Raw genomic sequence first — 25,882 nt, forward strand, 5'->3', positions numbered from 1 at the left:
GCACCGGCGTGCCCGCGGCGTCAGGGTGTCCCCTGAAATGGGCGTGCGGCTCCGGGTGAATGCGCGATACGCTCGCGACAAGCGGTCACCCCGCAGTGGTGAGGCCTGCCCTCGGATTGGAGGAGCCATGGAGACGCCCGAACGTCCCCTGCGCGTGGCCATCGCCGACGATGCGCTGCTGCTGCGCGAGGGCATTGCCAAGGTGCTCGTCGACGGGGGCCTCGAGGTCGTCGCCTCCGTCGAGACGGGCGCCGAACTGCTCGAGGTCGCCGGCCGCGGCGGGATCGACGCGGCCGTGCTCGACATCCGCATGCCGCCGAGTTTTCGCGACGAGGGCATCCTCGCGCTCGAGGAGATGCGCGCGCAAGGCTCGACGATCGGGGTGCTGCTGCTGTCGATGTACGCGACACCCGAGTACGCGCTGCGCGTCATGGGCGCGGGCAGCGGCACGGGCTACCTGCTGAAGGAGCGCGTCTCCGAGCCGCAGACCCTCGTGCGCGCCGTCGAGACGGTCGCCTCCGGTGGTTCGGTCGTCGACCCCGAGGTCGTCGAGCAGCTCGTGAAGCGCACCCGGGCCGATGACCCGCTCTCGCGCCTCACCGAGCGTGAGCGATCGGTGCTCGAGCTGATGGCGCAGGGGTACTCCAACGGCGGCATCGCGCAGGCGCTCTTCCTCGGGCTGAAGACCGTCGAGACGCACGTGCGATCGATCCTGCAGAAGCTCGACCTCGAGGAGTCGCCCGAGCACCACCGTCGGGTGCTCGCGGTGCTGACGCTCCTCGGCGCGAGGTGATGGCGCCCGGCCGCAGAGGCCGGATCATCAAGCGCTCGATCGTCATCGCGCTCGTCGTCGCTGCGAGCCTCATGATGGAGATCTCGGGGTTTCTCGCGACCCCCGAATCGCTCAGGCGCGAGGTGTCGTGGACGACGCTGCACGCGATCGTGCCGCTCGTGTTCGCGGCGTGTGCGGGCGTGGCGTGGGCGATCGGCCCATCGCGGTTGCCCGCCCGCCTCATGGTGGTGTTCCCGCTCGTCTGGATTCCGCTCTCGTTCCTTCGAGCCATCGAGCACGTGTCGTGGCTCTGGCCCTTCGTCTACGGCGTGCACCTGTGGTGGGCGGTGCTCACCGGCATCCTCGTGCTCGTCTATCCGCGCGGCCGGCTCATCGACGCCGTCGACCGCTGGATCGCGGGTATCGCGCTCGTCACCTCGGTCGGTTACCTCCTCGGGGTGCTGCTGCTCGGCCAGCCCTCGCCCGAGGTCTGCGACTGCACTCCCAACCCGTATCTCGTGGCCGACGCGCCGGGCGTGTTCGCCGTGCTCGACGTCGGCTACCGTCTCATCGGCGTCGTGCTCGCGATCGTCATCGCCGTGCGGCTGCTCGTGCGATGGGTCCGCGGCAGCGTGCCGGCGCGCACGGTGGCCTTCCTCATGCCGGTCGCGCTCATCGCCTGGGTGGTCACGCTCGCGACGCAGGCTGCGGCCTACGCCTCGGGAAGCGCCGACCTCGTGGTCGACACCGTCTCGCTCGTGGCGATCGCCTCCATCCCGGTGAGCTTCGTCGCCGGCATCGCCCACGCCCGCAACATGCGCGCCCGGGTCGCCGACCTCATGCGCATCACGCGCGAGGGTGCCGACCGAGGCCTCTGGGCCGAATCGCTGGCCCGAACCCTGCGCGACGCGTCCGTGCGCGTCTACTGGTGGGACGAGGAACGGGCCGGGTACGCGGATGCCTCGGGGGAGCCGCTCGACGACGGCCCGGGCAGCCGGCGCGCCGACCACGGCCTGCTGCCCGTCTCCTCGCCGACCGGGGTGCCCATCGCCGTGATCCGCCACGACCGGGTGCTCACCGACAACATGCGCCTGCTCGACGGCGTCTCGAGCGCACTGCGCCTCTCGGTCGACAACGGTCGGCTGCGCTCCGAGATCGAGCGCACGCTCGAACAGGTGCGCGAGTCGCGGAGCCGCATCGTCGAGGCCGGCGACGAGGCACGGCGCCGCATCGAGCGCGACCTGCACGACGGGGCGCAGCAGCAGCTCGTCTCGCTCGGCATGCGCCTGCGGCTTGCGGCGAACCAGGCCCGCGACCGCGGTGTCGAACCGGTCGGCGTCGAACTCGACGCCACGATCGCGATGCTGAATCAGGCGCTCAGAGAGCTGCGGGAGCTCGCGCACGGCATCCACCCGTCGCTGCTGTCGTCGGGCGGGCTCGCGCTCGCGGTGCCCGAACTCGCCGGCCGGTGCCCCGTGCCGATCGAGATCGACGTGCAGCCAGAGGGACGCCTGCCGGAGGTGGTCGAGTCGACGGCGTACTTCGCGGTCTCCGAGGCGCTCGCGAACATCGCCAAGCACGCCGGGGCGACGCGGGGGTGGGTGCGTGCCGCCCTCGTCGGCGACGAGCTCGAGCTCGTCGTGCGCGACAACGGGGTCGGCGGAGCATCGCACGGCGGCAGCGGCATGCTGGGCATCGCTGACCGAGTCGACGCCGTGGGGGGTCGGTTCCACCTCGACAGTCCGCCGGGTGCGGGCACGACGATCACCATTCGGATCCCGCTCGGCCGCGGCGGACTCGTGCCGTAGAAGCGGGCGGCGATCACGCCGCGTTCGAGGCGTCGTCTCTCTCAACGCCGCCAGCACTGCCGCCGGCGTGTGCGGATCCGGCAGGGTGATCGCGAACTGCGTGTCGCGCGTGGTGGTCACGACCAGACCCGGCCCCTTCTTCAGGATCAACGCGGAACGTCCGGAGGTGACGCGGAAACCCCAGCCGCCCCACTCCATCGGTTACAGCACGCTGACGGCCTCGACAGCGGCGATCTGTTCGAGGCCGATGCGCTTGACGGGAATGCGCATCACGGCCGACACGACGCTCAGGCCTCGCGCATCGACGGAGACTCGCAGTCGGATGAACGCTGCGACGACCAGTGTCGTCGCAGCGATCGCGACGACGCCGATCACCGAGTCGCCCGCATTCCCGGCGATGATCGAGGTTGCGCAGATCACGACGCCGATGATGATCAGCGCCGCGGTCACCCAGATGAAGACGGTGCTGGTGACCGTGCACGACCACGCCCTCACCCCGCTCGGCTCCAACGGCACCTGATCGCCCCGAAACCGGTCGACGCCTGCGTGGATCGGCTTCGGGGCGATCAGGAACGGGATGACCCCATACCCCGCGGCGGCCACCAGCAGGACGATCCATTCCCCGAGTACCGCGTCGAACGGGTCTCCGGCCGCCGGCGTCAGGCCGGCGGAGAGGAGCCAGGTCGCCATCCCGATTCCGGCGAAGACGCCGGCGAAGAAGAACCCGCCCCGGCGAAGCGACGCGCTCATCCCCGGCCGCGACGCGATCACGATCCCGGCGGTCGCCGCCAGCCCCGTCATGACCAGCGAGATCGTCAACGACCCGGCGACCGGCATCACCCCGTCGGCCCGGCCGACCCCTGACCAGTGCGAAGCGAGTTCGGCCGGCAGCCGTTCTCGCAGCAGCAGCCAGGAACCGAGCACGACGAGGAACGGAACGACAAGGGTCAGCCCCGCGACGAGCGTCCTCGCGAACCCCGAGTCAGTCGTATTCGTCATGCGGTGCCCGCCGTCACTCTCCGCCGCACGGCTTTCGGCGGCGACGGCCTCAGCCCGCGAACGCCGAGTCAGGCCGACCATCGGCATGCGGCCAGGTCGATCCGGTACCCGTCGTCATCCTTCGAAGGCCGCAGCGGCGTGCCTTCGGCTTCGTAGTGCCGGCGCGCGCGGTCGGCCTTCCCTGCCGGCGGGCGCCCGCCGGCGCGTACGACCCGCCACCAGGGCACCTCGTGGCCGGAGCGGGCCATCACCTGTCCCACGGCACGCGCGCCGCGAGAACCGAGCAGGGCCGCGACATCGCCGTACGTCGCGACCTGCCCCGAGGGGATGTCGGCCACGACCACGAGCACCGCCTCGACGAAGCCCGTCGAGTCCGGCGTCGCACCGGCGGGCTCAGGAGCCGGCACGGCTCAGAGCTCGAGCGCGCCGACGATGTCGCCGTATGCGGTCTCGCCGATGTCGGTGAAGCCGATGCGGTGGAAGAACGCCTCGGGCCCCTCTTCGCCCGGCTCCCACAGCACGGTGATGCGGTCGAAGCCGCGGTGCTTGGCCTCTTCGGCGAGCGCCGTCGCGAGGAAGCGGCCGACGCCCTTGCCCTGCACCTCGGCGTCGACGTTGATGCGCCAGATACAGGCCCGGAACTCCTCGTGCTCGTTCTCGGGGTCGAAGTTGCCGTGGATGAAGCCGACGACGCGCTCGTCGAGAAGGGCGACCCGCTGCCAGGCAGTGGCCGGGTCGACGACCGAGGACTCCGCCGAATAGGTCACGGGAGCGATGAACTGCTCCTGGCCGGGCTTCAGCGACAGCGTGTTCGCCGCCACGATGTTCGACGCCGACAGATCTTCCAGTCTCAGCTCAGCCATACGCCAAGGCTAACCCGTGCGGCGCCGCGGCCGGTAGCCGGATGCGGTTTGCGCGGGCAACGGTGAATGCCGTGCGACCGACTGCGCTCGTGGTGCGGCGGGATCGCAGGGTGCCGGCACTGCTGCCGTTCAAGGGTCCGGTTGGGCTGGCGTCGATCTTCTTGACAGACCGACCGGTCGGTTTGCTACGCTCGGGTCATGAACCGAGTGATCCGAGTTCCCAAGGCCCTCCGCGACGTGTTCGGCGGGACGCAGACTCCGGCCGAGATCGTCTTCGTGTTGGTCGCCGCCGTCGGCTTCGGTGCCGCGATCTGCGTCACTGGCGCCGACGTGTTGGCGACGGTTCCCGTGTGGCGGGCTGTGCTGGCGGTCCTGCTGATCGTCGACGTCGCGGCTGGCTGCGTAGCGAACTTCACGTTCGGCACCGACACCCACTATGCGGCGCGGCCGGCCGGCCGGTGGGTGTTCATCCTCATTCACTGGCATCTCGTGGCGGTGGGGGCGCTGCTGGGGTTGGCGTTGGTGCCCCTGCTCCTCGTGACGGGATACGTCCTGCTTGCAGCGTCTGCGGTGAATCTGCTCCATGGCCGTCGGTTGCAAGTCACCGCGGGCGGGTTCCTGGTCGCCGCCGGCATCCTGGGCATCGTTCTGTGGATGCCGCTCTACTCGCCACCGTTCATTGTGGCGACGGCCGCCCTGTTCGTGATGAAGGTCGTGTTCGCGTTCGCGGTCACGCACCATTCCGAGGTGGGGCATTCCGCGGCCGAGACCCTGGCCGGCGCATCGAGGGGGCGGTGAACGTGGAGCCCTACCGACGATCTCGGCCCGCCTCGGCAGGTATTGCCCTGGACACCGAGAACGAACAGAACGTCGCGTTGTACGAGCACAAGGGATTCGCGATCAGGAGCCGGGAACTCGTTGACGGCATGCCCGTGTACTGTATGACCCGGCCCGAAGGGAAGGGGCGAGGGTGACCGCCTCAACCCGGCACTCCGCGCGCGAGCGCATCTTGGAGCAGGCCTTCCTGCTCTTCCTCACGCGCGGATTCGAGGCCACGAGCATGGCGGACATCGTCCACGCCACGGGCGCATCGAAGGGCGCCGTCTACCACCACTTCGCGAGCAAGGAGGAACTGTTCAAGGCCGCCCTCGACCGATACTTCGTCGACCTCGTGGGAACCGATAGGCCGGTCGGGCGGGACGCACAGGGGTTTGAGGACGCCGTCCGGGCAACTGCGGCCAGCATGGTCGACAGCTTGGCCGAAATCTCATCGCTCGGGGCCGATCTGACCGCGTACTACCGCTTCCTGTTCTCCGCCATCGACCGACACCAGCCGGAAGTTCAGGCCGTACTCGCGGGGCGCCTGACCGCGCTCACCCAGGCTGCGGAACGCAACGCGAACCATGGCGCAGTACACACCAGCCTCGACCCCGCCACCCTCGCCGAAATGGCGATCACCACCATCGAGGGTGCGGCGCTCCTCGCGGCGCTCGAAGGACCAGACCGTCTCGACGACCTCATCAACAGGGCGGTCGACCAATTCCTCGCGCTCGTACGTGCGAGCGAGCGTTGACGGATCCTCCTTGCGGGCATGATCGGTGACCGCAGCCGCCGTGTCGTCGAACCTCGTGCTCGGGACGCGAAGACAGGCGGTGCGTAGTTGTAGGAGTGGCGTCGGGTGTCGTCTACGTCGGCAAGGGGCTCCGCCGCGGCATCCGTTTGTCTCGATGTCGAGATATTCGCGTGACGCGGTAAGCTGGCAGACGGCGTGTCCGACCGCCCCGAAAGCTTCCATTCCCCACCAGAAATCAAGGAGACATCCACTTTGTCGAAGATCAAGGTTGCAGGCACCGTCGTCGAGCTCGACGGCGACGAGATGACGCGCATCATCTGGCAGGCCATCAAAGACACGCTCATCCACCCGTACCTCGACGTGGACCTCGAGTACTACGACCTCTCGATCCAGAAGCGCGATGAGACCGACGACCAGATCACGGTCGACGCGGCGCACGCCATCCAGAAGCACGGCGTGGGCGTCAAGTGCGCGACGATCACGCCCGATGAGGCGCGTGTCGAGGAGTTCGGCCTGAAGAAGATGTGGCGTTCGCCGAACGGCACGATCCGCAACATCCTCGGCGGCGTCATCTTCCGCGAGCCGATCATCATCTCGAACATCCCGCGGCTCGTGCCGGGCTGGAACAAGCCGATCATCATCGGCCGTCACGCGTTCGGCGACCAGTACCGCGCCACCGACTTCCTCTTCAAGGGCGAGGGCACCCTCACCGTCGAGTTCACTCCGAACGACGGCGGCGAGCCGCAGAAGTTCGAGGTCTACCAGTCTCCGGGCGACGGAATCGCGCAGGTGCAGTACAACCTCGACGCCTCGATCCGCGACTTCGCCCGCGCCTCGCTGAACTACGGCCTCTCGCGCAACTTCCCCGTGTACCTCTCGACGAAGAACACGATCCTGAAGGCGTACGACGGCCGCTTCAAAGACCTCTTCCAGGAGATCTTCGACACCGAGTTCAAGGCGCAGTTCGACGCTGCCGGCCTCACCTACGAGCACCGCCTCATCGACGACATGGTCGCCTCGGCCATGAAGTGGGAGGGCGGCTACGTCTGGGCCTGCAAGAACTACGACGGCGACGTGCAGTCCGACACCGTGGCACAGGGCTTCGGATCGCTCGGCCTGATGACCTCGGTGCTCGCGACGCCCGACGGCAAGGTCGTCGAGGCCGAGGCGGCGCACGGCACGGTGACCCGTCACTACCGTCAGCACCAGGCCGGCAAGCCGACCTCGACGAACCCGATCGCGTCGATCTTCGCGTGGACGCGCGGCCTCGCGCACCGCGGCAAGCTCGACGGCAACCAGGAGCTCATCGACTTCGCCGCGACCCTCGAAGACGTCGTCATCACGACGGTCGAGTCGGGCGCCATGACGAAAGACCTGGCGCTGCTCGTCGGTCCCGAGCAGGGCTACCAGACGACCGAGGAGTTCCTCGCGACGCTGGCCGACAACCTGAAGACCCGCATCGCCGGGTAGCCGACCCTCCACCTCGTCACCCACTCTTCTCAGGAACACCCCCTCGATTCAGGGCGTTTCTCAGGAAGTTTCGACTCGATCCGGCCGGCCCGACCGAAAGACTCCTGAAAAGAGTGGGAGACGGGAGGATGGGGGCATGGCACGCAGCTTGAAGCTCGCCCGCAGATACTGGGTCGTCACCCTCACGCTCGGCGTCGGTCTCGCCGGCATCGTGCTCGCGCTCGCCGGCGCCGGCGCGGCCGTGCCGTGGGTCTTCAGCGTCTACGCGCTCGCCGTGGCGGCGTGGGAGGCGGTCGGCATGGTGCGCGACATCCTGCGCGGGCACTGGGGCCTCGACGTGCTCGCGGTGACCGCGATCGTCGCGACGGTGCTCGTCGGCGAGTACGTCGCGGCCCTGCTCGTCGTGCTCATGCTCACGGGCGGGGCCGCGCTCGAGGACTACGCCAACCGCCGGGCCAAGCGCGAGCTCGACGCGCTCCTGACCCGTGCGCCGCAGCACGCGCACCGCATGGAGGGCGAGTCGATCGTCGAGGTGCTCGCGGGCGATGTGCGCGTCGGCGATGTGCTGCTCGTGCGCCCGAGCGAGATCGTTCCCGTCGACGCGGCGCTGCGCTCGCAGGAGGCGGCCTTCGACGAGTCCTCGATCACGGGGGAGTCCGTGCCCGTCGAGAAGCATGCGGGCGATCTCGTGCTGAGCGGCTCGATCAACGGCCAGTCCGCCGTCGAGGTCGTCGCCGCGGCATCCGCCGCCGACAGCCAGTACCAGCAGATCGTCGCACTCGTGGAAGCGGCCGCCGACTCGAAGGCGCCCGTCGTACGCCTTGCCGACCGCTACGCCGTGCCGTTCACGGCGTTCTCTCTTGCGCTCGCCGCGGTGGCCTGGTGGCTCTCGGGCGACCCGGTGCGCTTCGCCGAAGTGCTCGTGCTCGCCACCCCCTGCCCGCTGCTCATCGCTGCGCCGGTGGCCTTCATCGGCGGGATGAGCCGGGCAGCGAGGAACGGCGTGATCGTGAAGGGCGGGGGAGTGCTCGAGCAACTCGCCGCCGCGAAGACCGCCGTGTTCGACAAGACCGGCACGCTCACGTACGGTTCGCCCACGCTCGTCGCGATCCGGCCGGAGCCCGGCTTCGGCGAAGACGAGGTGCTCGGTGCTGTCGCCTCGGCGGAGCAGTACTCCTCGCACGTGCTCGCCACCTCGATGATCGAGGCGGCGAAGCATCGCGGCCTGCCGCTCGTCGAAGCCGAGTGGGCGCGCGAGGCCGCCACGAAACGGCGTGACGGCGAAGCTCGGCGGACTCGAGGTCGTCGTCGGCAAGTTCGCGTTCGTGCAGGGGCACGCGCCCGAGGCCCGGCGCACCGAGATCGCGCCCGGAGAGCTCGCCGTCTACGTCGCCGTCGACGGCCGATTCGCGGGAGCCCTGCTCGCGAGCGACAAGTTGCGCGACAACGCGGGCGCCACGCTCGCGCGCCTCGGCGAACTCGGCGTGCACCGCACGATGATGCTCACGGGTGACGCGAAGGCGACCGCAGACCACATCGCCGCCGAGCTCGGCATCTCTCGCGTGCGTGCCGACTGCCTGCCCGCCGACAAGGTCGCCGAGGTCGCAGCGATCACCGAGCGCCCCGTGATCATGGTCGGCGACGGGGTGAACGACGCGCCCGTGCTCGCAGCGGCCGATGTCGGCATCGCGATGGGGGCCAAGGGCGCCACCGCGGCGAGCGAGTCGGCGTCGGCCGTGATCCTCGTCGACGACATCTCGCGCACCGCGAAGGCGGTCGAGATCGGCCGCGACACGGTGCGCATCGCGCTGCAGAGCATCTGGATCGGCATCGTCGTGAGCGTCGGACTGATGGTCGTGGCCGCGTTCGGCGTGATCCCGGCGACGGTCGGCGCGCTCCTGCAGGAGGTGGTCGACCTCGTGACGATCCTCGCAGCGCTTCGCGCGATCGGCGGGCGTCTCGATGCGAAGGCGGATGCGCCGGGCCCCGCCGTGCACGCTCACGCGGGTGCGCCGGCGAGGTAGGGGAGTTCCGCGCAGATCGCATCCGCTCTCCGGTCACAACTCGATAACACCGCGAGGAATCCGTTGCGAACTCTTGCGAAGGGTTTGTTCGTAAGGTTTACTAACAAACGTGACTGCAATGGATGCGCAGCGAGGCCCGGTCACATCGGAGCCGACGCCCCCCACCTCCCGGGTGGCGACGGCGCTCCACGCCGCATCCACCCCTGGCGCCGTCATCTTCGGCCGCCCGCGCGCCCTCCGCGCGTCCGGCAAGGTGCTGCCCGAGCACGCCCGCACCCACAACCGCGCGCTCGTGCTGCAGACGCTCTACACGGTCGGCGCCCAGAGCCGAGCGGATGTCGCGCGAGAGACCGGCCTCACCAGGGTCACGATCTCCGACGTCGTGGCAGGGCTCATCGTCGACGGGCTCGTGATCGAGCTCGGGCAGCGTGAAGACGCCCGGCCGGGCAAGCCGGCGACCCTCATCGACGTCGATCGCGCAGCATTTCACATCATCGGCCTCGACCTCTCGGAGCACGAGGTGTTCCGCGGCGCCGTGGTCGGCCTCGAGGGCCAGATCATCGACCGCGACGAGGTCGCTCGCGACGGCGCCACGGGCGAGGTCGCCGTGCAACTGGTCGAGTTGCTCGTCGAGCGACTGCTCGCCCGCACCTCCACCCCGGTGCTCGGCATCGGCATCGGCTCGCCCGGTGTCGTCGACCCCCGAGGGGTCGTGCGATCGGCCCCCAACCTCGGCTGGAGCGACGTGCCCCTGCAGCGCCGCATCGCCGCGCGCTTCGACCTGCCCGTGCACGTCGCGAACGACGCGAATGTCGCCGTTCTCGCCGAGCACAGCGCCTCCCGCCACGACGACCTCCTGCTCGTCAAGGTCGGCCACGGTGTCGGTGCCGGCCTCATCATCGACGGGCGACCCGTCGTCGGCGGCGCGTTCGCAGCGGGCGAGATCGGCCACGTCGTCGTCGGCACCGACGGCGGCCCGCGCTGCGCCTGCGGCAGAGACGGATGCCTCGAGGCCTGGCTCGCCGTGCCGCGGCTGACCGGCGAGCTCGCCGGGCTCGACGGCGACGCCGCGGCATCCGCTCGTGATGACATCCTCCGCGAGGCGGGCCGACGACTCGGCATCGTGCTCGCCCCCGTGGTCGGCGCACTGAACCTCTCCGAGGTCGTGCTGAGCGGCCCGGCCCAATTGCTCGACGGTGCCCTGCACGAGGCCGCCGTCGACACGCTCCGGACTCGGATGATGGCGGAGTTCAACCGTGATCTGAGGCTTCGGATGACCGAGCACGGGCAGGACATCGTCTTGCGCGGCGCGGCCGTCATGGTCCTCTCCGGACAACTCGGAGTCTCGTGAGGGACTCTCCGCACCACGGGTGACAGCGAACCCCCGCTGCCGCCCCCACCCCATGAAAGGAAAACGACAAATGAGGAAACTCGGCATTGTTGCGCTCGGCGCTGCTGCTGCCCTGACCCTCGCCGGTTGTAGCGCCGGTGGTGGAAGTGAGTCTGCCGATGGCGGCGAGATCACGGTCTGGGTCGTCGGCACCGACACCCCCGACACCGCGCGCGACTACCTCAAGGAGACCTTCGAGGCGGACAACGACGGTTGGACCCTCACGGTCGTGGAGAAGACCTGGGCCGACGTGAGCGACACCTACGCAGCTGCGCTCCAGTCGAACGACTCTCCCGACGTCGTCGAGGTCGGCAACACCCAGACCGCGAGCTTCGCGGACCAGGGCCTGTTCCTGCCGCTCACCGACTTCGCCGCCGACGACTATCTGCCCGGCCTCGTCGAGTCCGCCACGTACGACGGCGAGCTCTATGCCGCGCCCTACTACGCCGGCGGCCGCATCGTGTTCTACAGCGAGCAGATCCTCGGCGCCACTCCGGTTCCGACCACGCTCGACGAGTACGTCGCAACGGGCAAGGCGCTGAAGACCGACACCCGTTCGGGTATCTGGGCGCCGGGCCGCGACTGGTACAACGCACTTCCCTACGTCTGGGCGCACGGCGGCTTCATCGCCGAGCAGGACGGCGACGAGTGGAAGGCCGGCTTCTCCAGTGAAGGCGGCATCGCGGGCCTGACCCAGCTGCAGGACGTCTACGTGAACGCGTCCAACGCGGCCAAGGACGGCGACGAGACCGACCCGCAGGTCGCGTTCTGCGCCGGTGAAGACGTCTTCCTCTCCGCTCCTGCGTGGGTGCAGTGGTCGATCACGGCTCCGGCCGACGCCGAGGCGCCGGGTTGCGCCGACACCTTCGGTTCCGACCTGCGTGCGTTCCCGCTGCCCGGTCTCGAGGCCGGCGAGACGGCACCGATCTTCGCCGGCGGCTCGAACATCGCCGTCGCGACGAAGAGCGCCAACCCCGAGCAGGCTCGCGCCGCGCTCGACATCATGGCGGGCGAGGACTACCAGACCCTCCTCGCCGAGGGCGGGCTGACGCCGGGCTTCACGGCTGCCGCTGCATCGTTGCCCGACACCGAGATCGCCAAGGCCCAGGCCGACGCGCTCGCCAACTCGAAGGTCACCCCGACCACCCCGAAGTGGGCCGAGGTCGAGGCTGCGCAGATCATCCAGGAGGCGCTCGTGAAGATCGCCCAGGGCGGGGATGTCGCGGCGATCGCCGCCGACCTCGACACGCAGATCGAGGAGATCCTCAACAGCTAGCCTGTCGAGCCCCTGCACGGGGGCGGAGTCCCGCACAGCTCCGCCCCCGGCCCTCCGCTTCTCGGGGCGGCTTCGGCCCGTCGCCGGCGCCATCCCCGAGACGTACCATCAGTCACACCGCGACTCTCCCGCGACACACCCGAGGAGCAGCCATGAGCGCAACCCTCACCGAGCCCGACGCAGCGCCGCGCTCGCCGAAGGCCAGGCCGCCCCACCGGCCGACGGGCGTCGGCCCCCGCAAGAAGAAGCCGCTGCCCTGGGCGCCATGGCTGCTGCTCGCCCCGAGCCTCCTGCTGCTCGGCGTCATGGTGCTGTACCCGACGATCGTGATGTTCATCCAGTCCTTCACGAACCTCGAGATCAAGAACAAGATGCTCGGCACCTCGCCGGACTTCGTCGGGTTCGAGAACTACATCGAGGTCTTCACCGAGTCCGACTTCCCGGCGGTGCTCGCACGCAGCCTCGGGCTGATGGTCGTGCTCACCGTGATCATCGTCGCGCTCGGCATGCTCATCGGCCTGCTCATGACGAAGCTCTCAAGGGGCTGGAGGCTCGCCGTCTCGATCGCCCTGCTGCTGGCGTGGGCGATGCCGCCGCTCTCGGCGACGGTGGTCTTCGGCTGGATCTTCGACACCGACTACGGGCTCGTCAACTGGGCGCTCAACACCATCACCGGCACCCAGGACTTCCGAGGCCATTCGTGGCTCATCGACCCGTGGTCGTTCATGATGGTGCTCGTCATCATCGTGGTCTGGCAGAGCGTTCCGTTCGCGGCAGTCACGTTCTACGCGGGTCTCGGCCAGGTGCCCGACGAAGTGCTCGAGGCGTCAGGCCTCGACGGCGCGAGCGCCTGGCAGCGATTCCGGTTCATCGTGTTGCCGTACATGCGGAACGTCATCACCGCGGTGCTCGTGCTCGAGACGATCTGGAACCTTCGCATCTTCACCCAGGTGTACGCACTGCAACAGCAGGGCGGCCTCGCGAGCGAGACGAACATCCTGCCCACCTACCTGTTCCGGCAGGGACTCGGCGAGTTCGGCGTGACCGCCGCCATCGGCGTGTTCATGGTGATCCTGCTCATGGCGATCTCCTATTTCAACGTCCGCAACTCTCTGAAGGAGGAGGAGGAGGAGCTGTGAACACGCAGACCACCCGCGCTCGCAGGTTCGGGCTCAATCTCTTCGCCGTGATCGTCATCGTCTGCTCGGTCTTCCCGGTCTACTGGATGGTGAACATGTCGTTCACCCCGCCGAATCAGATCATCAGCCGCAATCCGAGCTTCCTGCCGCTCGACTTCACGTGGAAGAACTACGTCACCGCCTGGACCCGCGAGGCGGCGCCCGGCCAGACGGACTTCCCCCATGCGCTCGCGTCGAGCCTCGGGGTCGCGCTCGCGGTCGTCGTGGCCTGTGCGCTCATCGCCTTCCTCGCATCGGTCGCCATCGCCCGCTTCGCCTTCCGAGGCCGCGTCGTCTTCATCGTGAGCGTGCTCGTCGTGCAGATGGTGCCCGGCGAGGCGATGATGTTCACGATCTACAACATGATCGACGACTGGCGACTCATGAACACCCTCATCGGCCTGTTCATCGTGCACCTCGCCGCCGTCGTGCCGTTCACGATCTGGATGCTGCGGGGCTTCGTCAAGGGAGTCCCCGTCGAACTCGAAGAGGCGGCGATGATCGACGGGTGCTCGAAGGGCCGGGCGTTCTGGAAGGTCACGTTCCCACTGCTCGCCCCGGGCCTCGTCGCCACTGGCATCTTCGCCTTCATCCAGAGCTGGAACGAGTTCCTGATGGCGCTCCTGCTCCTCAAGGGATACAACCTGACGCTGCCGCCGTGGCTGAACTCGTTCCAGTCGGCGACCGAGGCGACCAACTGGGGTGCCGTGATGGCCGGGTCCACGCTCATCGCCCTCCCCGTCGTCGTCTTCTTCCTGTTCGTGCAGCGACGCATGGTCGGCGGTCTCGTCGCGGGAGCGGTCAAGGGATGACCGGGGCCGACCGAACCGGCGTGGGCAGCGGCCTTCGCCGGGACATCCTCACAACCCTGCTGCCGGGCTTCGATGGGCCGGTCGCCCCCCGATGGGTGCTCGACTCGCTCCGCGACGGCCTCGGCGGCGTCTGCCTCTTCGGCTCGAACATCGAGACGCCCGAGCAGCTGCGCACCCTGAACGCCGCGCTCCGCCGGGCGAACCCGCTCGCCGTGATCGCGATCGACGAGGAGGGCGGCGACGTCACACGGCTCTTCTACGACCGCGGTGCGCCGTTCCCCGGCAACGCCGTGCTCGGACGCATCGACGACCTGGAGTTGACCGCGCGCGTCGCTCGGGCCGTCGGTGCGGCGCTCGCCGCAACCGGATGCACCGTGACCTTCGCGCCAGACGTCGACGTGAACGCGAACCCCGACAATCCGGTGATCGGGGTGCGCAGCTTCGGTGCCGATCCCGAGCTCGTGGCGCGGCACGCCGCCGCATGGACGACGGCACTGCAGGAGACCGGCATCGCGGCCGGCGCCAAGCACTTCCCGGGCCACGGCGACACCGCGACCGACTCGCATCTCGCCCTGCCCGTCGTCGATGTGCCGCTCGCGACCCTGCGCGAGCGCGAGCTCGTGCCGTTCCGTGCCGCGATCGCCGCAGGCAGCCGCACGATCATGACCTCCCACATCCTGATTCCGGAGCTCGATTCCCGGAACCCGGCCACCCTCTCCCCGCAGATCCTCTGCAGCCTGCTTCGCGGGGAGCTGGGGTTCGACGGCGTCATCGTCACCGACGCCCTCGACATGAAGGGGGCGAGCGGCGTGCACGGCGTACCCGAAGCTGCTGTGCGCGCCCTCGCCGCCGGATGCGACCTGCTCTGCATCGGCACCGACAACTCGGCCGCGCAGATGGTGGAGATCGTCGAGGCCGTCGAGTTCGCGATCGAGGCCGGCAGGCTCCCCGCTGAGCGTGTGCGCGAGGCGGCGGCCCGGGTGCGGGCGCTCGCCGCCGACGCGGCACCGATACCGATCGGCCCGGCGCTTCGGGCATCGATCGAGCCGCAGCACGACGCCGAGGAGATCAGCAGGGTGATCGGCGCGTTCGAGGTCGCGGATGCCGCCCGCGAACGTCTCTCCCGGTCGTCACGGGTCGGCACCGTCGTGCGCATCGACACCGTCGCGAACATCGCGATCGGCGTGGCCCCGTGGGGGCCGTTCGCCGCAGAGGCCGTCTCGGCGGCGCCGTCCTGGCTCGGCGCCGCGGATTCGATCGTCGTCTCGGAGGAGCGGGAGCTCGCCGACCCCGCGGGGCTCGAGGGCGCCGTGCTCGTCGTGGGCAAGGACCTGCACCGGCATCCGTTCGCCCGAACGGCGATCGACGCCCTGCGCGCCGTGCGCGACGACGTCGTGACGATCGACATGGGCTGGCCGTCGCACGATCGGGCCTACGCCGACGTCTCGACGTTCGGTGCGTCGCGCCTGCTCGGCGAAGCGGTCATCGCATTCGTCGACGACGCGCTCAGGCCGGCCCTGGCCACGCCGTGACGCTCGCCGGGTCGGTTGCCTTCGGCATTGCACGTATCCTGAATCGGGAGGGGGCCGAGTCGGGTCTTCTTCGCAACGATCGATCTCGCTGCTCGGGCGTGATCGTCACACCCGGATTCGCTGCGGACGCCGTCGGCACCGCCCTCGTAGGAGAACATCAATGGCTGAAATCGTCGTCGTAGAGAATGAAGACGCCGCGGGCGCGCTCGTGGCCGACACGATCGTCTCGCTCATCCGTTCGAAGCCCGATGCCGTGCTCGGCCTCGCGACCGGTTCGACGCCGCTCGCGAGCTATCGCGCGCTCGCGCGCCGCATCGCCGACGACTCGATCGACGTGCGCGGCGTGCGCGGTTTCGCGCTCGACGAGTACGTGGGGCTTCCGGCCGGCCACCCCGAGAGCTACCGCGCGGTCATCACGCGCGAGGTCGTCGAGCCGCTCGGTCTCACGCCCGAGCTCGTGCGGGTGCCGAACGGCGACCCCGCGTCGATCGAGCACGCGGGCGTCGACTACGAGACGGCGATCACCGCGGCGGGCGGCGTCGACCTGCAGATCCTCGGCATCGGGCGCACGGGTCACATCGGCTTCAACGAGCCGGGCTCCTCTCTCGCCTCGCACACGCGGGTCAAGACCCTCACCGCAGCGACGCGCCTCGACAACGCACGGTTCTTCGAGACGCCCGACGACGTGCCCATGCACTGCATCACCCAGGGCATCGGCACGATCCTGCGTGCCCGCCACCTCGTGCTGCTCGCGTTCGGTCGGGCGAAGGCGCACGCGGTCGCGGCTGCCGTCGAGGGACCGGTGTCGGCGAGTCAGCCGGGGTCGGCGATCCAGCTGCACCCGCACACCACGGTGATCGTCGACGAGGCCGCTGCCGCCGAGCTCGAGAACCTCGACTACTACCGCTACGCATGGTCGAACAAGCCCGCCTGGCAGGGCATCTGAGCCAGCCGCCGTCTCTGGGGCGAGCGGATGCCGCGGCATCCGCTCGCCCCATCGATGTCAGTGGGGGAGGATCTCCCTGACGCTCGCGAGGTAGGCCTCGTCGTCGAACTCGGCGAAGATCTGCCGCTGGATCATGAACCCCTGCCCGAGCGCGAGCATGATCGGAACGAGGCGGGCGATCGCCGCGTCGGTGTCACCGTCGGTGCACTCGGGGTGGGCTTCGAACCAGGGGCGCACCGATGCACCGAAGGCGTCGAGCACGAACCCGAGCGGTGCCCCGATGCTGTCGAGGATCGTGGGGTCGGCGGCCGCGTCGGCCCAGAGCTGCACGAGCAGGCGGGTGTCGAACGAGTCGCGCATGCCGCGCAGCACCGTCGCGACGACTTCGCCGGGCGTGAGCACGTGGCCGCCGGCCTGTTGGGCGTCGACCTCGAGACGCCTGCTCTGCAGCGTGCGAACGGCAACGGCGGCGAACAGCTCGCGTTTGCCGGCGAAGTGCCCGTAGATCGCACCGGCGGAGAGGCCGCTCTCGGCGATGACGTCGGCCATCGAGGTGCCGGAGAGCCCTTTCGCAGAGAACGCGCGCAGCGCTGCGTCGATGATCTCGTCGCGCCGGGCCTCACGATACTCGGCGGTGACCTTCGGCATGCTCGTTCTTCCCGTCGATGAGCGGATCTTCGTTTCTTGACAAGCCTAGACGGCGCGATCAGAATTATACAGAACGAACATTCATTTTCTTTTGAGGAGACCAGACCATGGCTGATCATCCGGATGCCGCCGGCCGACACACCCCCGTCGGTCGCGTCGTCGGCGTCGCGCTCGCGCTCGCCGCGCTCGTCGCGGTCATCGTGCTCGCGTTCTCGTGGCCGTCGGTGACGGCAGATGCGAAGAACCTGCCGATCGCGATCGCCGGCCCCGCCGAGGCGGTGGAGGCGGTCGAAGCGACGGTCGACGAACAGTCGCCCGGCGCCGTCTCGTTCGAGACGGTCGACGATCGCGGCGCCGCCGTCGCCGCCATCGAATCTCGTGAGGCGTACGGTGCCATCGTGCTCGGAGCCGAGCCCGAGGTGCTCTCCTCCTCGGCATCGAGCCTCGCGGTCGCCCAGCTGCTCACCGGCATCGCGAGCGGGCTCGAAGAGGGAGTGAACGCCCAGGCCGCCGCCGCTGCCGCGGCCGCCGGCGCCCCCGCGGCACCGCCGCACATCGACGTCGCCGTCACCGACGTTGTGCCGCTCGCCGACACCGATCCGCGCGGCACCGGACTCGCCGCTGCGCTCTTCCCGCTCGTGCTCGGCGGCATGGTCGGCGGCATCGCGATCTCGATCGCGGTCATCGGCGCGATGCGCCGGGTCTTCGCCGTGCTGCTCTACTCGGCGGCGGGCGGGTTGGTGCTCGCAGGCATCCTGCAGGGCTGGTTCGGGGCGCTGCAGGGCGACTACCTGCTGAACGCCGCAGCCATCGGGCTCGCGCTCGCGGCCATCGCCGCGCCCATCACCGGGTTCGTGGCGCTCATCGGTCGGGCCGGAATCGCGGTCGGCCCCGTCGTCATGCTGCTGTTCGCGAACCCGATCTCAGGTGCCGCGGTGCCGAAGGAGTTCTATCCGGTGCCGTGGGGTGACATCGGGCAGTGGTTCCCGCCGGGCGCCGCCGCGACACTGGTTCGCGAACTCTCGTACTTCCCGTCGGCCGACATGTCGTTCCCGTGGCTCGTACTCGCGACGTGGGCCGTCGGCGGTCTGCTGCTCTCGGTTCTCGGCCACTTCCGCACCGCGGGCGGCGCGGAGCCGGACGCGGAGGCGGCCCGCAGCGCCGAGTCGCAGCCGGTGGCGGCCTGACGCGAGGGTGCGGCGGATGTCGCGGCGCGGATCAGCCCGCGAGTTCCTTCCGACCGTTGAGGATGCCGCTGACCGCCGCCACGACGGCGAACACGACCGCCACGACAGGCTGGCCGAGGGTCCACCACCCGATCGCCGCGGCCGAGAACACGGCGATCTCGACGATCGCCTTGCCGAAGGTGTCCATGCGGAAGACGGCCTTCGGCGAGACGAACAATGCCCACGCGACGATCGCGAGGAGCGGGGCTCCGATGCCGACGAGCACGCCCGGCCACGGCAATGGGAACGCCAGGAAGCCCCAGATTCCGAGGGAGACGAACGCGAAGAGTTCGAGGAAGAATCGGAGGATGTCGTTCGGTCCGATCTTCGGCTGCCGGTCGTGCTGTCGGGGGTCGCTCACAACCGTCAAGCCTACCCGCGACCTCAGCGGAAGATGATCGTGCGCACCCCGTCGACGAGCACCCGGCGCTCGGCGAACCACTTCACCGCCTGGCTGAGGGTGCGGCTCTCTTCGTCTTGACCGATCGCCACGAGTTCGGACGGGGTGCGTGAATGATCGACGCGCACGACGTTCTGCTCGATGATCGGGCCCTCGTCGAGATCGCTCGTCACGAAGTGGGCGGTCGCGCCGATGAGCTTGACCCCCCGGGCATGCGCCTGCCGATACGGGTTCGCGCCCTTGAATCCGGGCAGGAACGAGTGGTGGATGTTGATGCAGCGGCCCTCGAGGGCGTCGCAGAGTCCGGGGGAGAGGATCTGCATGTATCGCGCCAGCACGACGAGTTCGATGTCGTGCTCATCGACCGCGGCGAGCACGCGGCGTTCGAATTCGGCCTTCGATGCGGCATCCGTCACCGCAAGCGATTCGAAGGGCACGCCGTGGAAGTCGACCAGGTCGCGCAACGTGCCGTGATTCGAGAGCACGAGCGGGATCTCGACGGGCAGTTGGCCGGCACGCTGCCGGAACAGCAGGTCGTTGACGCAGTGCCCGGCGGTCGACGCGAGCAGGAGTGTGCGAAGCGGCCGGCCGACCTCGTCGAGTTGCCACTCCATGCGCCAGCGCTCGGTCACGGGAGCGAGCGCCGCCTCGACCTCTTCGCGACCCGCCGAGGACTCGACCTGGAGTCGCATGAAGAAGTTCCCGGTGTCGAGGCTCGCGAACTGCTGGCTCTCGGTGATGTTGCCGCGAGCCGCGACGATCGCGCCGCTGATGGCGTGCACGATGCCCGGCCCGTCGGTGCAGCTGAGCGTGACGACCCAGTGGTAGAGGTGTTCGGGGCTGGCGCCGGGGACGTGCTCGGTCATCCCGTCAGACTAGCGGGCGCTCGATCGCTCTCGCCCCACCACGTGGTCGCGGCCACGCTCGGGCCTGTTCGCCCGTCGGCGGTGATGTACCGCACAGTCACCGCGCGGAGCAGCCAGCTCAGCGGATCATTCGTCTCCCGTGCGTGGCCCTTTGCATCGAGGAGGAAGCTCCGGTAGGGCACGCCGTCGATCTCCATGAGCACCGTGGCGCCGGGGACTCCATGAAAATCCGCCCGGAGGATGCCGACTTCAGCACTCGGTGCGAGCATGGCGATCTCGATCGGCGCGCTCGGGTCGGAGCGGTTGCCGGCCACATCGGTCTGCGTGACGGTGAGGAGGTGGGTGCCGGCGCTCAGGCCTGCGACGACGAGGGACCAGTTGCCGGCGTCGTCGGCAACTGCCGCGGGCAGCGTCTCGTCGGATGCGGATGCGGATGCCCGCTCCGCAGCAGGCTCCGCCGCTTCGCCCGACTGCACCGTCACGAAGATGCTCGCACCGGGCTCTGCCGTGCCCGTGAGGAGGGGATCGACCAGCCCGTTCGCGCCGTCGGCCGTGTTCACGACAGGCGGGAGCGCCACCGTGTCGACCGGTTCGGGCTCCGGTTCGGGTTCCGGCTCGGGCGCGGGGGGCGGGCCCGGGTCCGGCACCGGTGCCGGCGCGGGAGTCGTCGGGCTCGTCTCGACGGCCGGCTCTTCCGGCCCCGCTGAGTCGTCGGGTTCCTCGGGCGCGGCCTCGGTCACGGGTGCCGGTTCGGCCGCCGGCGGAGCCGGCACCGGCGCGATCGCCGCCGGCTCGTCGCCGGTCGAACCCGTCGGCCCCGATTCGCTCGGCGCGGAGGATGCCGCGGGCCGCGCCACGGGTTCCTCCGGTGCCACGATGCCCGGCACGATGATCACGGCGGCGACGGCCGCCGCCGCGACGAGCGCACCCGCGCCGACGCCGATGACGACTCCGCTGCCGCCGAGCGCCGCCAGTCCGGTGGCCGAGGTCGCGCCGCCGCCCGCCGTCGATCCCGTGCCGGCTGCGGCTCCGGCGGTGGATCCGGCACTCGCTCCGGATGCCCCGGCCCCCGTCGTCGCCGAACCCGAGACCTGGCCGATGAGCACGGAGGGCAGCCCTGCCGCGCCCATCGCGACCTCGGCCACCGGCGCGCCTTGCGAGAGCCAGGCCGAGTAGGCCGTCGCTCCGCCGATGCCTGCGGTGAGCGGCAGCAGCACGAGTGCGAGCCTGGATCCCACCTCACGAGCCTCGGCGGCGACGATCGTGCACCGGGCGCAGTCGTCGAGGTGCGCCTCGAGGCGACTCGTCTCACGCGCGCGGAGCTTGCCCCGGGTGTACGTGCCGAGGCGATCGATGCTCCACTGGCACTCGGGCGAGTTGGCAGGGTTGCGAAGGTGCACGCGGATCCACGACTGGCGCAGGCCCTCGCGGGCACGGTAGGCGAGCGCCGCCGTGCTGTTGGCGCTCATGCCGAGCAGCGGTGCGATCTGCTGCGGTGTCATGTTCTCGACCTCTGAGTACCAGAGCACCTCCTGCCACCTGGTCGGCAGTGCGCGGAACGCCTGCGCCGTTGCGCTCCGGTCGAGGGCGTCGAGGGTGGCGGACTCGCTCGTCGCGGGATCTTCGAACGACTCGAGGGTCTCGAGCGTGGTCTCGTGTCGGGCGCGACCCCAACCGGCAGCCGTGTTGCGGATCGTCGTGAACAGGTAGGGGCGGAAGGCGCCGGTCGGTCCGCCGCCCGCCAGGATCGTGCTGTAGATCTTCGTGAACGATTCGGCGACGAGATCGTCGGGGTCGAGCGAGCTGTACGACCGCGCGACGGTGCGCGCCGAGGCCGAGTGCCGTTGCCACAGCTCGCCGTACGCCGAGCGGTCGCCCGTGCGAGTGCGTTCGATGAGCGCGGCGTCGGCCGGGTGTTCGGTGCGCAGCGGCGGCACGACGGGCTCCTTCGGGTAGAGGGTGGAGGCGCGGATCGAGTGACGGCTCCATCTGAGGTTGCGCCGAGACGGGAATCATGACGCGGTCATTCGGGTGAGCCTATTCCACCAGAGATCCCTGACAAACGGGTGCGGAAGAATTTCTCCGATTCCGCGTCATAGATCTGGTGGATCGCCGTCTCTCAGGTGGAAGGCATTCAACCGCCTTCCACTCTCCGCCGTCTCGGGCGACCCGAACACCAGGGACGGGTGCCGGCATTGCCGGCGGATGAACGGTGAGCTTCGGGGGGAAACGAAGCCCACCGTTCGAACGGGCGAGGGTCTCGGAGGCGAAGGGGAACACGCCTCCGGGCCCCGTCTCGGTCGGCCGCACGCCGGCCGTCGATCAGGCCAGACGGACTCCGCCGCCCCAGACCGCCTCCACCGCGAGTTCAGCGCTGAGGAGCACCGCGTCGGCGGCGAACCCGGCGTCGAGCCGGCCGAGATCGCCGCCGCGGCCGATCGCCGCAGCCGGGGTCACGGTGAGGGCGCCCACCGCCTCGTCGAAGGGGATGCCGCACTCGAAGACGGCCCGGCGGAGCGCGTCGTCTTGTGTGAGCGTCGAACCGGCGATCGATCCCCCGTCGCGGAGGCGCGCGACTCCGTCGGTGACGATCACCTCGAGCGAACCCAGTACGTAGACGCCGTCGGCCGATCCGGTCGCCGCCATCGCATCGGTGATGAGCGCGACCCTGCCGTGAGCGCCGGCGAAGGCGAGTTTCACGACGTCGGGATGCACGTGCACGCCGTCGTTGATCACCTCGAGGGTGACGTGATCTGCGTGCATCGCCGCGGTGACCGGCCCAGGGGCGCGGTGGTGGATGCCGCGCATGCCGTTGAACGCATGCGTCAGGATCGAGGCGCCGGCGTCGAATGCGGCGAGGGCGGTCTCGAAATCGGCGCTCGTGTGACCGACCGCCACCCGGACGTCGGCGGCGACGAACCTGGCGATCGCCGCGAGCGCCCCGTCGTGTTCGGGGGCGATCGTGATCTGCCGGAGCGTTCCGGCCGCGGCCTCGAGCAGCACATCGACGGATGCCTCGTCGGCCTCGCGCAGCAGCCCGGGGTCGTGCGCCCCGCGGAAGTCCCGATCGAGGAACGGACCCTCGAGGTGGGCGCCGAGCACTCGCGGATCGCGCTCGGCGAAGCGGGCGATCGTGGCGAGGTCGCGAGCGAGCCGGTCGACCGGCGAGGTCACGAGCGAGAGCACGGTGCGCGTCGTGCCGTGCGCGTTGTGCACCGCGAGCACGGTCTCGATCGCCTCGTCGCCCTCGTCGGCGGCGGCGCCACCGGCACCGTGGCAGTGCAGATCGATGAATCCGGGGGTGAGGAACCGCCCCGCGGCATCCGTCACCGCTGCGGATTCGGACGCGAGCCCGTCGCGCCAGCCGTCGCCGATGCCGCGCGCGGACACCCGGTCGCCGTCGAAACGCACCCACGCGTCGGTGACCGTGTCGGCGCCGCTCACGATGCGTGCGGAATGGATGACGACTGGCGCGGTGCTCACCTAAGCAACGATAACGTCGTAGCCGGCGTCGGAGAGCCGTTCGCGCTGCTCGCGCGTGATGCCGGCGTCGGTGATGATCGTCGAGAAGAGGCGGCGGGGGCCGATCGCCGCGAATGCGCGCTTGTCGATCTTCGAGGAGTCGGCGACGAGCACCGACTGCGTCGCCCGTGCGGCCATGAGCGCGTTGACCGCGGCCTCGCGTTCGTCGTGCGAGGTCGGCCCGACGACGGGGTCGATGCCGTTCACCCCGATGAAGGCGAGGTCGAGGGTGATGCTGCCGAGCACCGCATCGGTGTAGGCGCCGACGAGTTCGTAGGAGCGTGCGTGGACGACGCCGCCGGTGACGACGGTCTTGATCTGCGGCCGAATGGCGAGCTGCATCGCGATGTTGATCGCGTTCGTGACGACGGTGAGGCTCGGGTCGGGCGACGGGTCCATGATGTCGGCGCGAGACATGAGTGCGTCGGCGATCGCGGTCGAGGTGGTGCCGCCGCAGAGGCCGATGACGGCACCGCGCGGCACGAGCGAGCTCGCGGCGTGGGCGATGGCGGCCTTCGCGTCGGGGTTCTGCTGGTTCTTGTAGCGGATCGGCAGGTCGTAGGCGACCGAGTGCGCCACGGCGCCGCCGCGCGTGCGGGTGAGCAACTGCTGGTGGGCGAGCGCGTCGAGATCGCGGCGGGCCGTCGCGGGCGACACCTCGAGGCGGTCGACGATCTGGTCGACGTCGACCTGCCCGCCGTCGGCGAGGAGGTCGAGAACGGCACTGAGGCGCTCCGCACGATTCATCCGTTGGTGTCCTTTCCTGCGAAGAGGCGGAGGAGACGCGACGCCTCTGCTTCGATGGCGTCGCGTCCGGCGGCGAGGTACTTGCGCGAGTCTACGACGGCCGGATGCTCGTCGAGGTATCTCCGGATCGCGCCGGTGAACTGCGCGTTCAGATGGGTCGAGACATTGATCTTGGTGAGCCCGGCGCGGATGCCGGCGACGATCGTCTCGTCGGGAACTCCGGATGACCCGTGCAGCACGAGAGGAACCGGCACCGCGGCCCGCAGGCGGGCGATGAGCTCGAGGTCGATCGATGCGACCCGCTCGGTCATGGCGTGCGACGAGCCGACGGCGACGGCGAGCGCCTCGACACCGGTCTCGGCGACGAACTGCGCCGCCTCGGCGGGGTCGGTGCGCACTCCGGGGGCATGTGCGCCGTCCTTGCCGCCGATCTCGCCGAGCTCGGCCTCGACGAGCACGCCCGTCAGCGCTGCACGACCGACGACGCGGCGGGTCGTGGCGACGTTGTCGGCGAAGTCGAGCTTGGCGCCGTCGTACATCACCGAGCCGAAACCGCGGTCGATCGCGAGGAGGGCGAGTTCGGGGTCTTCGGCATGATCGAGGTGCACGGCGACGGCGGCGCTCGAAGCGTCGGCGACGGCGAGCGTCGCGCGCGCGATCGGCTCGAATCCGCCGTGGTAGCGGATCGCGTTCTCGGACAGCTGCAGGATCACGGGAAGCCCGGTCGACTCGGCCGCCCGCACGAGCGCCTCGGCGGTCTCGAGGTGCAGCACATTGAACGCGCCGACGCCGCGCCCGGCGGCGACGGCGTCGGTGAGGATGGTTCGGGTTGAGGTGAGGGTCATGCGCTCGCTTCCGGGTCGGTTCCGACGGAGCCGTCGGTGCTGGTCGTGGTCACGACGACCTCGAGTTCGAGGGCGGAGTGTTCGGGGGCGAGATCGCCGGCGAACGGCATGAGCACCGCGGAGGCCGACCAGGCGGTCGCGCGGCGGGCGAGGCGGGCGCGGGCGTCGGCCGCCTCCCGGGTGTCTGCCCCGAGGGTCGGCGTCTCGGCGAATGCAGCCGCGATCGCGGCGACCGCGGCGTCGCCCGCACCGGTCGCATTGCCGTGCAACGTGCGGGGCAGTCGGGCACGGATGCCGCCGGGCGCATCCGCCGAGACGACGAGGAGGCCCTCGGAGCCGAGCGAGGCGACGACGAGGCGAGCGCCGAGCCCGAGCAGGGCCCGTGCGCCTGCGACGGGGTCGTCGAGACCGGTCTCTGCGCGGAGCTCTTCTGCGTTGGGCTTCAGTGCGGTCGCGCCGGCGCGGGCGGCGGCGGCGAGTCCGGGCCCGCTCGTGTCGACGATCACGGGCACGCCGCCGTCGACGAGGGTGCGCACGAGCGCGCCGAGCTCGTCGGGGCCGAAACCCGGTGGCAGGCTGCCGCAGATCGCGACGGCGTCTGCGGTGCGGCCGAGTTCGAGGGCGTTCGCCGCAAGTGCTGCGGCCTCGTCGGGTTCGAGGGCGATGCCGCGTTCGTTCAGCACCGTCGCGTCGCCGCTCGTCTCGTCGACGATGGCGATGCTGCGCCTGGTCGCGCCCCCGACCGGCACGAGGCGATGGGGGATGCCGCTCGCGACGAGTTCTGCGGCGAACTCGGCGCCGACCGCGCCACCGGTGGTGGTGACGGCCACCACTTCGCGTCGCCCGGAATGGAGCACGCGGGCGACGTTCAGCCCCTTGCCCCCGGCGCGAGCGGCGCCGGGGTCGATCCGGTGGGTCTCACCCGGCTGCAACCGGTCGACGTGCCAGGTGAGGTCGAGCGCCGGGTTGGGTGTCACGGTCACGA

The 25,882-nt window shown here is 70.0% G+C and carries 23 protein-coding genes and 1 pseudogene; 13 read left to right on the forward strand and 11 right to left on the reverse strand.

The features are described 5' to 3' along the window. Positions 1-127 precede the first annotated feature (127 nt). Both FHG54_RS05940 and FHG54_RS05945 read left to right on the forward strand, forming a co-directional pair. Positions 128-793: a response regulator transcription factor gene (locus FHG54_RS05940; RefSeq protein WP_139416454.1), complete on the forward strand. Its 666-nt coding sequence runs from the start codon at positions 128-130 to the stop codon at positions 791-793. After that, positions 793-2,580: a sensor histidine kinase gene (locus FHG54_RS05945; protein WP_139416455.1), complete on the forward strand. Its 1,788-nt coding sequence runs from the start codon at positions 793-795 to the stop codon at positions 2,578-2,580. Before FHG54_RS05940 ends, FHG54_RS05945 begins: the two co-directional genes overlap by 1 nt. Before the next feature lie 201 nt (positions 2,581-2,781). Here the strand turns inward: FHG54_RS05945 and FHG54_RS05950 are convergent, their stop codons facing one another. The 3 genes from FHG54_RS05950 to FHG54_RS05960 form a co-directional block, all read right to left on the reverse strand. Beyond that, positions 2,782-3,579 (reverse strand): hypothetical protein, encoded by a 798-nt coding sequence (locus FHG54_RS05950; RefSeq protein WP_139416456.1) that lies wholly within the window; start codon positions 3,577-3,579, stop codon positions 2,782-2,784. Positions 3,580-3,647: 68 nt separating this feature from the next. Beyond that, entirely contained in the window at positions 3,648-3,986 is a 339-nt protein-coding gene (locus FHG54_RS05955; protein WP_139416457.1) for an MGMT family protein, read from the reverse strand. Between the two features lie 3 nt (positions 3,987-3,989). Further along, positions 3,990-4,442, reverse strand: a complete 453-nt coding sequence (locus FHG54_RS05960; RefSeq protein ID WP_139416458.1) for a GNAT family N-acetyltransferase — start codon at positions 4,440-4,442, stop codon at positions 3,990-3,992. Positions 4,443-4,640: 198 nt separating this feature from the next. Between FHG54_RS05960 and FHG54_RS05965 the strand changes: the two genes are divergently transcribed. The 10 genes and pseudogenes from FHG54_RS05965 to FHG54_RS06010 all read left to right on the forward strand — a co-directional run bounded on the left by FHG54_RS05965 (position 4,641) and on the right by FHG54_RS06010 (position 16,643). Then, positions 4,641-5,240: a hypothetical protein gene (locus tag FHG54_RS05965; RefSeq protein ID WP_139416459.1), complete on the forward strand. Its 600-nt coding sequence runs from the start codon at positions 4,641-4,643 to the stop codon at positions 5,238-5,240. 211 nt (positions 5,241-5,451) lie between these two features. After that, positions 5,452-6,015: a TetR/AcrR family transcriptional regulator gene (locus FHG54_RS05970; RefSeq protein WP_168197125.1), complete on the forward strand. Its 564-nt coding sequence runs from the start codon at positions 5,452-5,454 to the stop codon at positions 6,013-6,015. Between the two features lie 252 nt (positions 6,016-6,267). Beyond that, on the forward strand, positions 6,268-7,485 hold the full coding sequence (locus FHG54_RS05975; RefSeq protein WP_139416461.1) for an NADP-dependent isocitrate dehydrogenase: 1,218 nt from the start codon (positions 6,268-6,270) through the stop codon (positions 7,483-7,485). A gap of 136 nt (positions 7,486-7,621) precedes the next feature. Next, positions 7,622-9,509 (forward strand): annotated as a pseudogene (locus FHG54_RS16940) (heavy metal translocating P-type ATPase). Positions 9,510-9,627: 118 nt separating this feature from the next. Next, positions 9,628-10,860, forward strand: coding sequence for an ROK family transcriptional regulator (locus tag FHG54_RS05985; protein WP_139416462.1), 1,233 nt, complete (start codon positions 9,628-9,630; stop codon positions 10,858-10,860). A 70-nt stretch (positions 10,861-10,930) separates the two neighbouring features. Beyond that, positions 10,931-12,175 carry an extracellular solute-binding protein gene (locus tag FHG54_RS05990; RefSeq protein WP_139416463.1) on the forward strand — a complete coding sequence of 415 codons (1,245 nt, stop codon included), beginning with the start codon at positions 10,931-10,933 and terminating at the stop codon, positions 12,173-12,175. Positions 12,176-12,327: 152 nt separating this feature from the next. Beyond that, complete coding sequence (locus tag FHG54_RS05995; RefSeq protein ID WP_139416464.1) at positions 12,328-13,314, forward strand: carbohydrate ABC transporter permease; 987 nt, start codon at positions 12,328-12,330, stop codon at positions 13,312-13,314. After that, positions 13,311-14,165, forward strand: a complete 855-nt coding sequence (locus FHG54_RS06000; protein WP_232331397.1) for a carbohydrate ABC transporter permease — start codon at positions 13,311-13,313, stop codon at positions 14,163-14,165. Before FHG54_RS05995 ends, FHG54_RS06000 begins: the two co-directional genes overlap by 4 nt. After that, a complete protein-coding gene (locus tag FHG54_RS06005) occupies positions 14,162-15,697 on the forward strand; it encodes a glycoside hydrolase family 3 N-terminal domain-containing protein (protein ID WP_139416465.1) in 1,536 nt (511 codons plus the stop codon). The genes FHG54_RS06000 and FHG54_RS06005 overlap by 4 nt, the downstream gene beginning before the upstream one ends. Positions 15,698-15,857: 160 nt before the next feature. Continuing rightward, positions 15,858-16,643 carry a glucosamine-6-phosphate deaminase gene (locus FHG54_RS06010; RefSeq protein WP_139416466.1) on the forward strand — a complete coding sequence of 262 codons (786 nt, stop codon included), beginning with the start codon at positions 15,858-15,860 and terminating at the stop codon, positions 16,641-16,643. Between the two features lie 57 nt (positions 16,644-16,700). Here FHG54_RS06010 and FHG54_RS06015 read toward each other — a convergent pair whose 3' ends face one another. Further along, positions 16,701-17,291 carry a TetR/AcrR family transcriptional regulator gene (locus FHG54_RS06015; protein WP_139416467.1) on the reverse strand — a complete coding sequence of 197 codons (591 nt, stop codon included), beginning with the start codon at positions 17,289-17,291 and terminating at the stop codon, positions 16,701-16,703. Positions 17,292-17,398: 107 nt separating this feature from the next. On the opposite strand from FHG54_RS06015, the gene FHG54_RS06020 reads away from it, so the two are divergent. Then, complete coding sequence (locus FHG54_RS06020) at positions 17,399-18,478, forward strand: hypothetical protein (protein WP_139416468.1); 1,080 nt, start codon at positions 17,399-17,401, stop codon at positions 18,476-18,478. A 31-nt stretch (positions 18,479-18,509) separates the two neighbouring features. Here the strand turns inward: FHG54_RS06020 and FHG54_RS06025 are convergent, their stop codons facing one another. The 7 genes from FHG54_RS06025 to FHG54_RS06055 all read right to left on the reverse strand — a co-directional run bounded on the left by FHG54_RS06025 (position 18,510) and on the right by FHG54_RS06055 (position 25,880). Continuing rightward, positions 18,510-18,878 carry a YrdB family protein gene (locus FHG54_RS06025; protein WP_139416469.1) on the reverse strand — a complete coding sequence of 123 codons (369 nt, stop codon included), beginning with the start codon at positions 18,876-18,878 and terminating at the stop codon, positions 18,510-18,512. Between the two features lie 23 nt (positions 18,879-18,901). Then, complete coding sequence (gene purU / locus FHG54_RS06030) at positions 18,902-19,783, reverse strand: formyltetrahydrofolate deformylase (protein ID WP_139416470.1); 882 nt, start codon at positions 19,781-19,783, stop codon at positions 18,902-18,904. Next, positions 19,780-21,720: a sigma-70 family RNA polymerase sigma factor gene (locus FHG54_RS06035; protein WP_139416471.1), complete on the reverse strand. Its 1,941-nt coding sequence runs from the start codon at positions 21,718-21,720 to the stop codon at positions 19,780-19,782. The genes purU and FHG54_RS06035 overlap by 4 nt, the downstream gene beginning before the upstream one ends. 385 nt (positions 21,721-22,105) lie before the next feature. Next, positions 22,106-23,266, reverse strand: coding sequence for an N-acetylglucosamine-6-phosphate deacetylase (gene nagA, locus FHG54_RS06040; protein WP_139416472.1), 1,161 nt, complete (start codon positions 23,264-23,266; stop codon positions 22,106-22,108). After that, positions 23,267-24,052, reverse strand: coding sequence for a DeoR/GlpR family DNA-binding transcription regulator (locus FHG54_RS06045; protein ID WP_139416473.1), 786 nt, complete (start codon positions 24,050-24,052; stop codon positions 23,267-23,269). It abuts the gene before it with no gap. Beyond that, complete coding sequence (locus tag FHG54_RS06050) at positions 24,049-24,897, reverse strand: class II fructose-bisphosphate aldolase (protein ID WP_139416474.1); 849 nt, start codon at positions 24,895-24,897, stop codon at positions 24,049-24,051. The genes FHG54_RS06045 and FHG54_RS06050 overlap by 4 nt, the downstream gene beginning before the upstream one ends. Continuing rightward, on the reverse strand, positions 24,894-25,880 hold the full coding sequence (locus FHG54_RS06055) for a 1-phosphofructokinase family hexose kinase (RefSeq protein ID WP_233437885.1): 987 nt from the start codon (positions 25,878-25,880) through the stop codon (positions 24,894-24,896). The genes FHG54_RS06050 and FHG54_RS06055 overlap by 4 nt, the downstream gene beginning before the upstream one ends. Positions 25,881-25,882: the final 2 nt, after the last annotated feature.

The sequence above is a fragment of the Agromyces laixinhei genome (assembly GCF_006337065.1).
Lineage (GTDB): Bacteria > Actinomycetota > Actinomycetes > Actinomycetales > Microbacteriaceae > Agromyces > Agromyces laixinhei.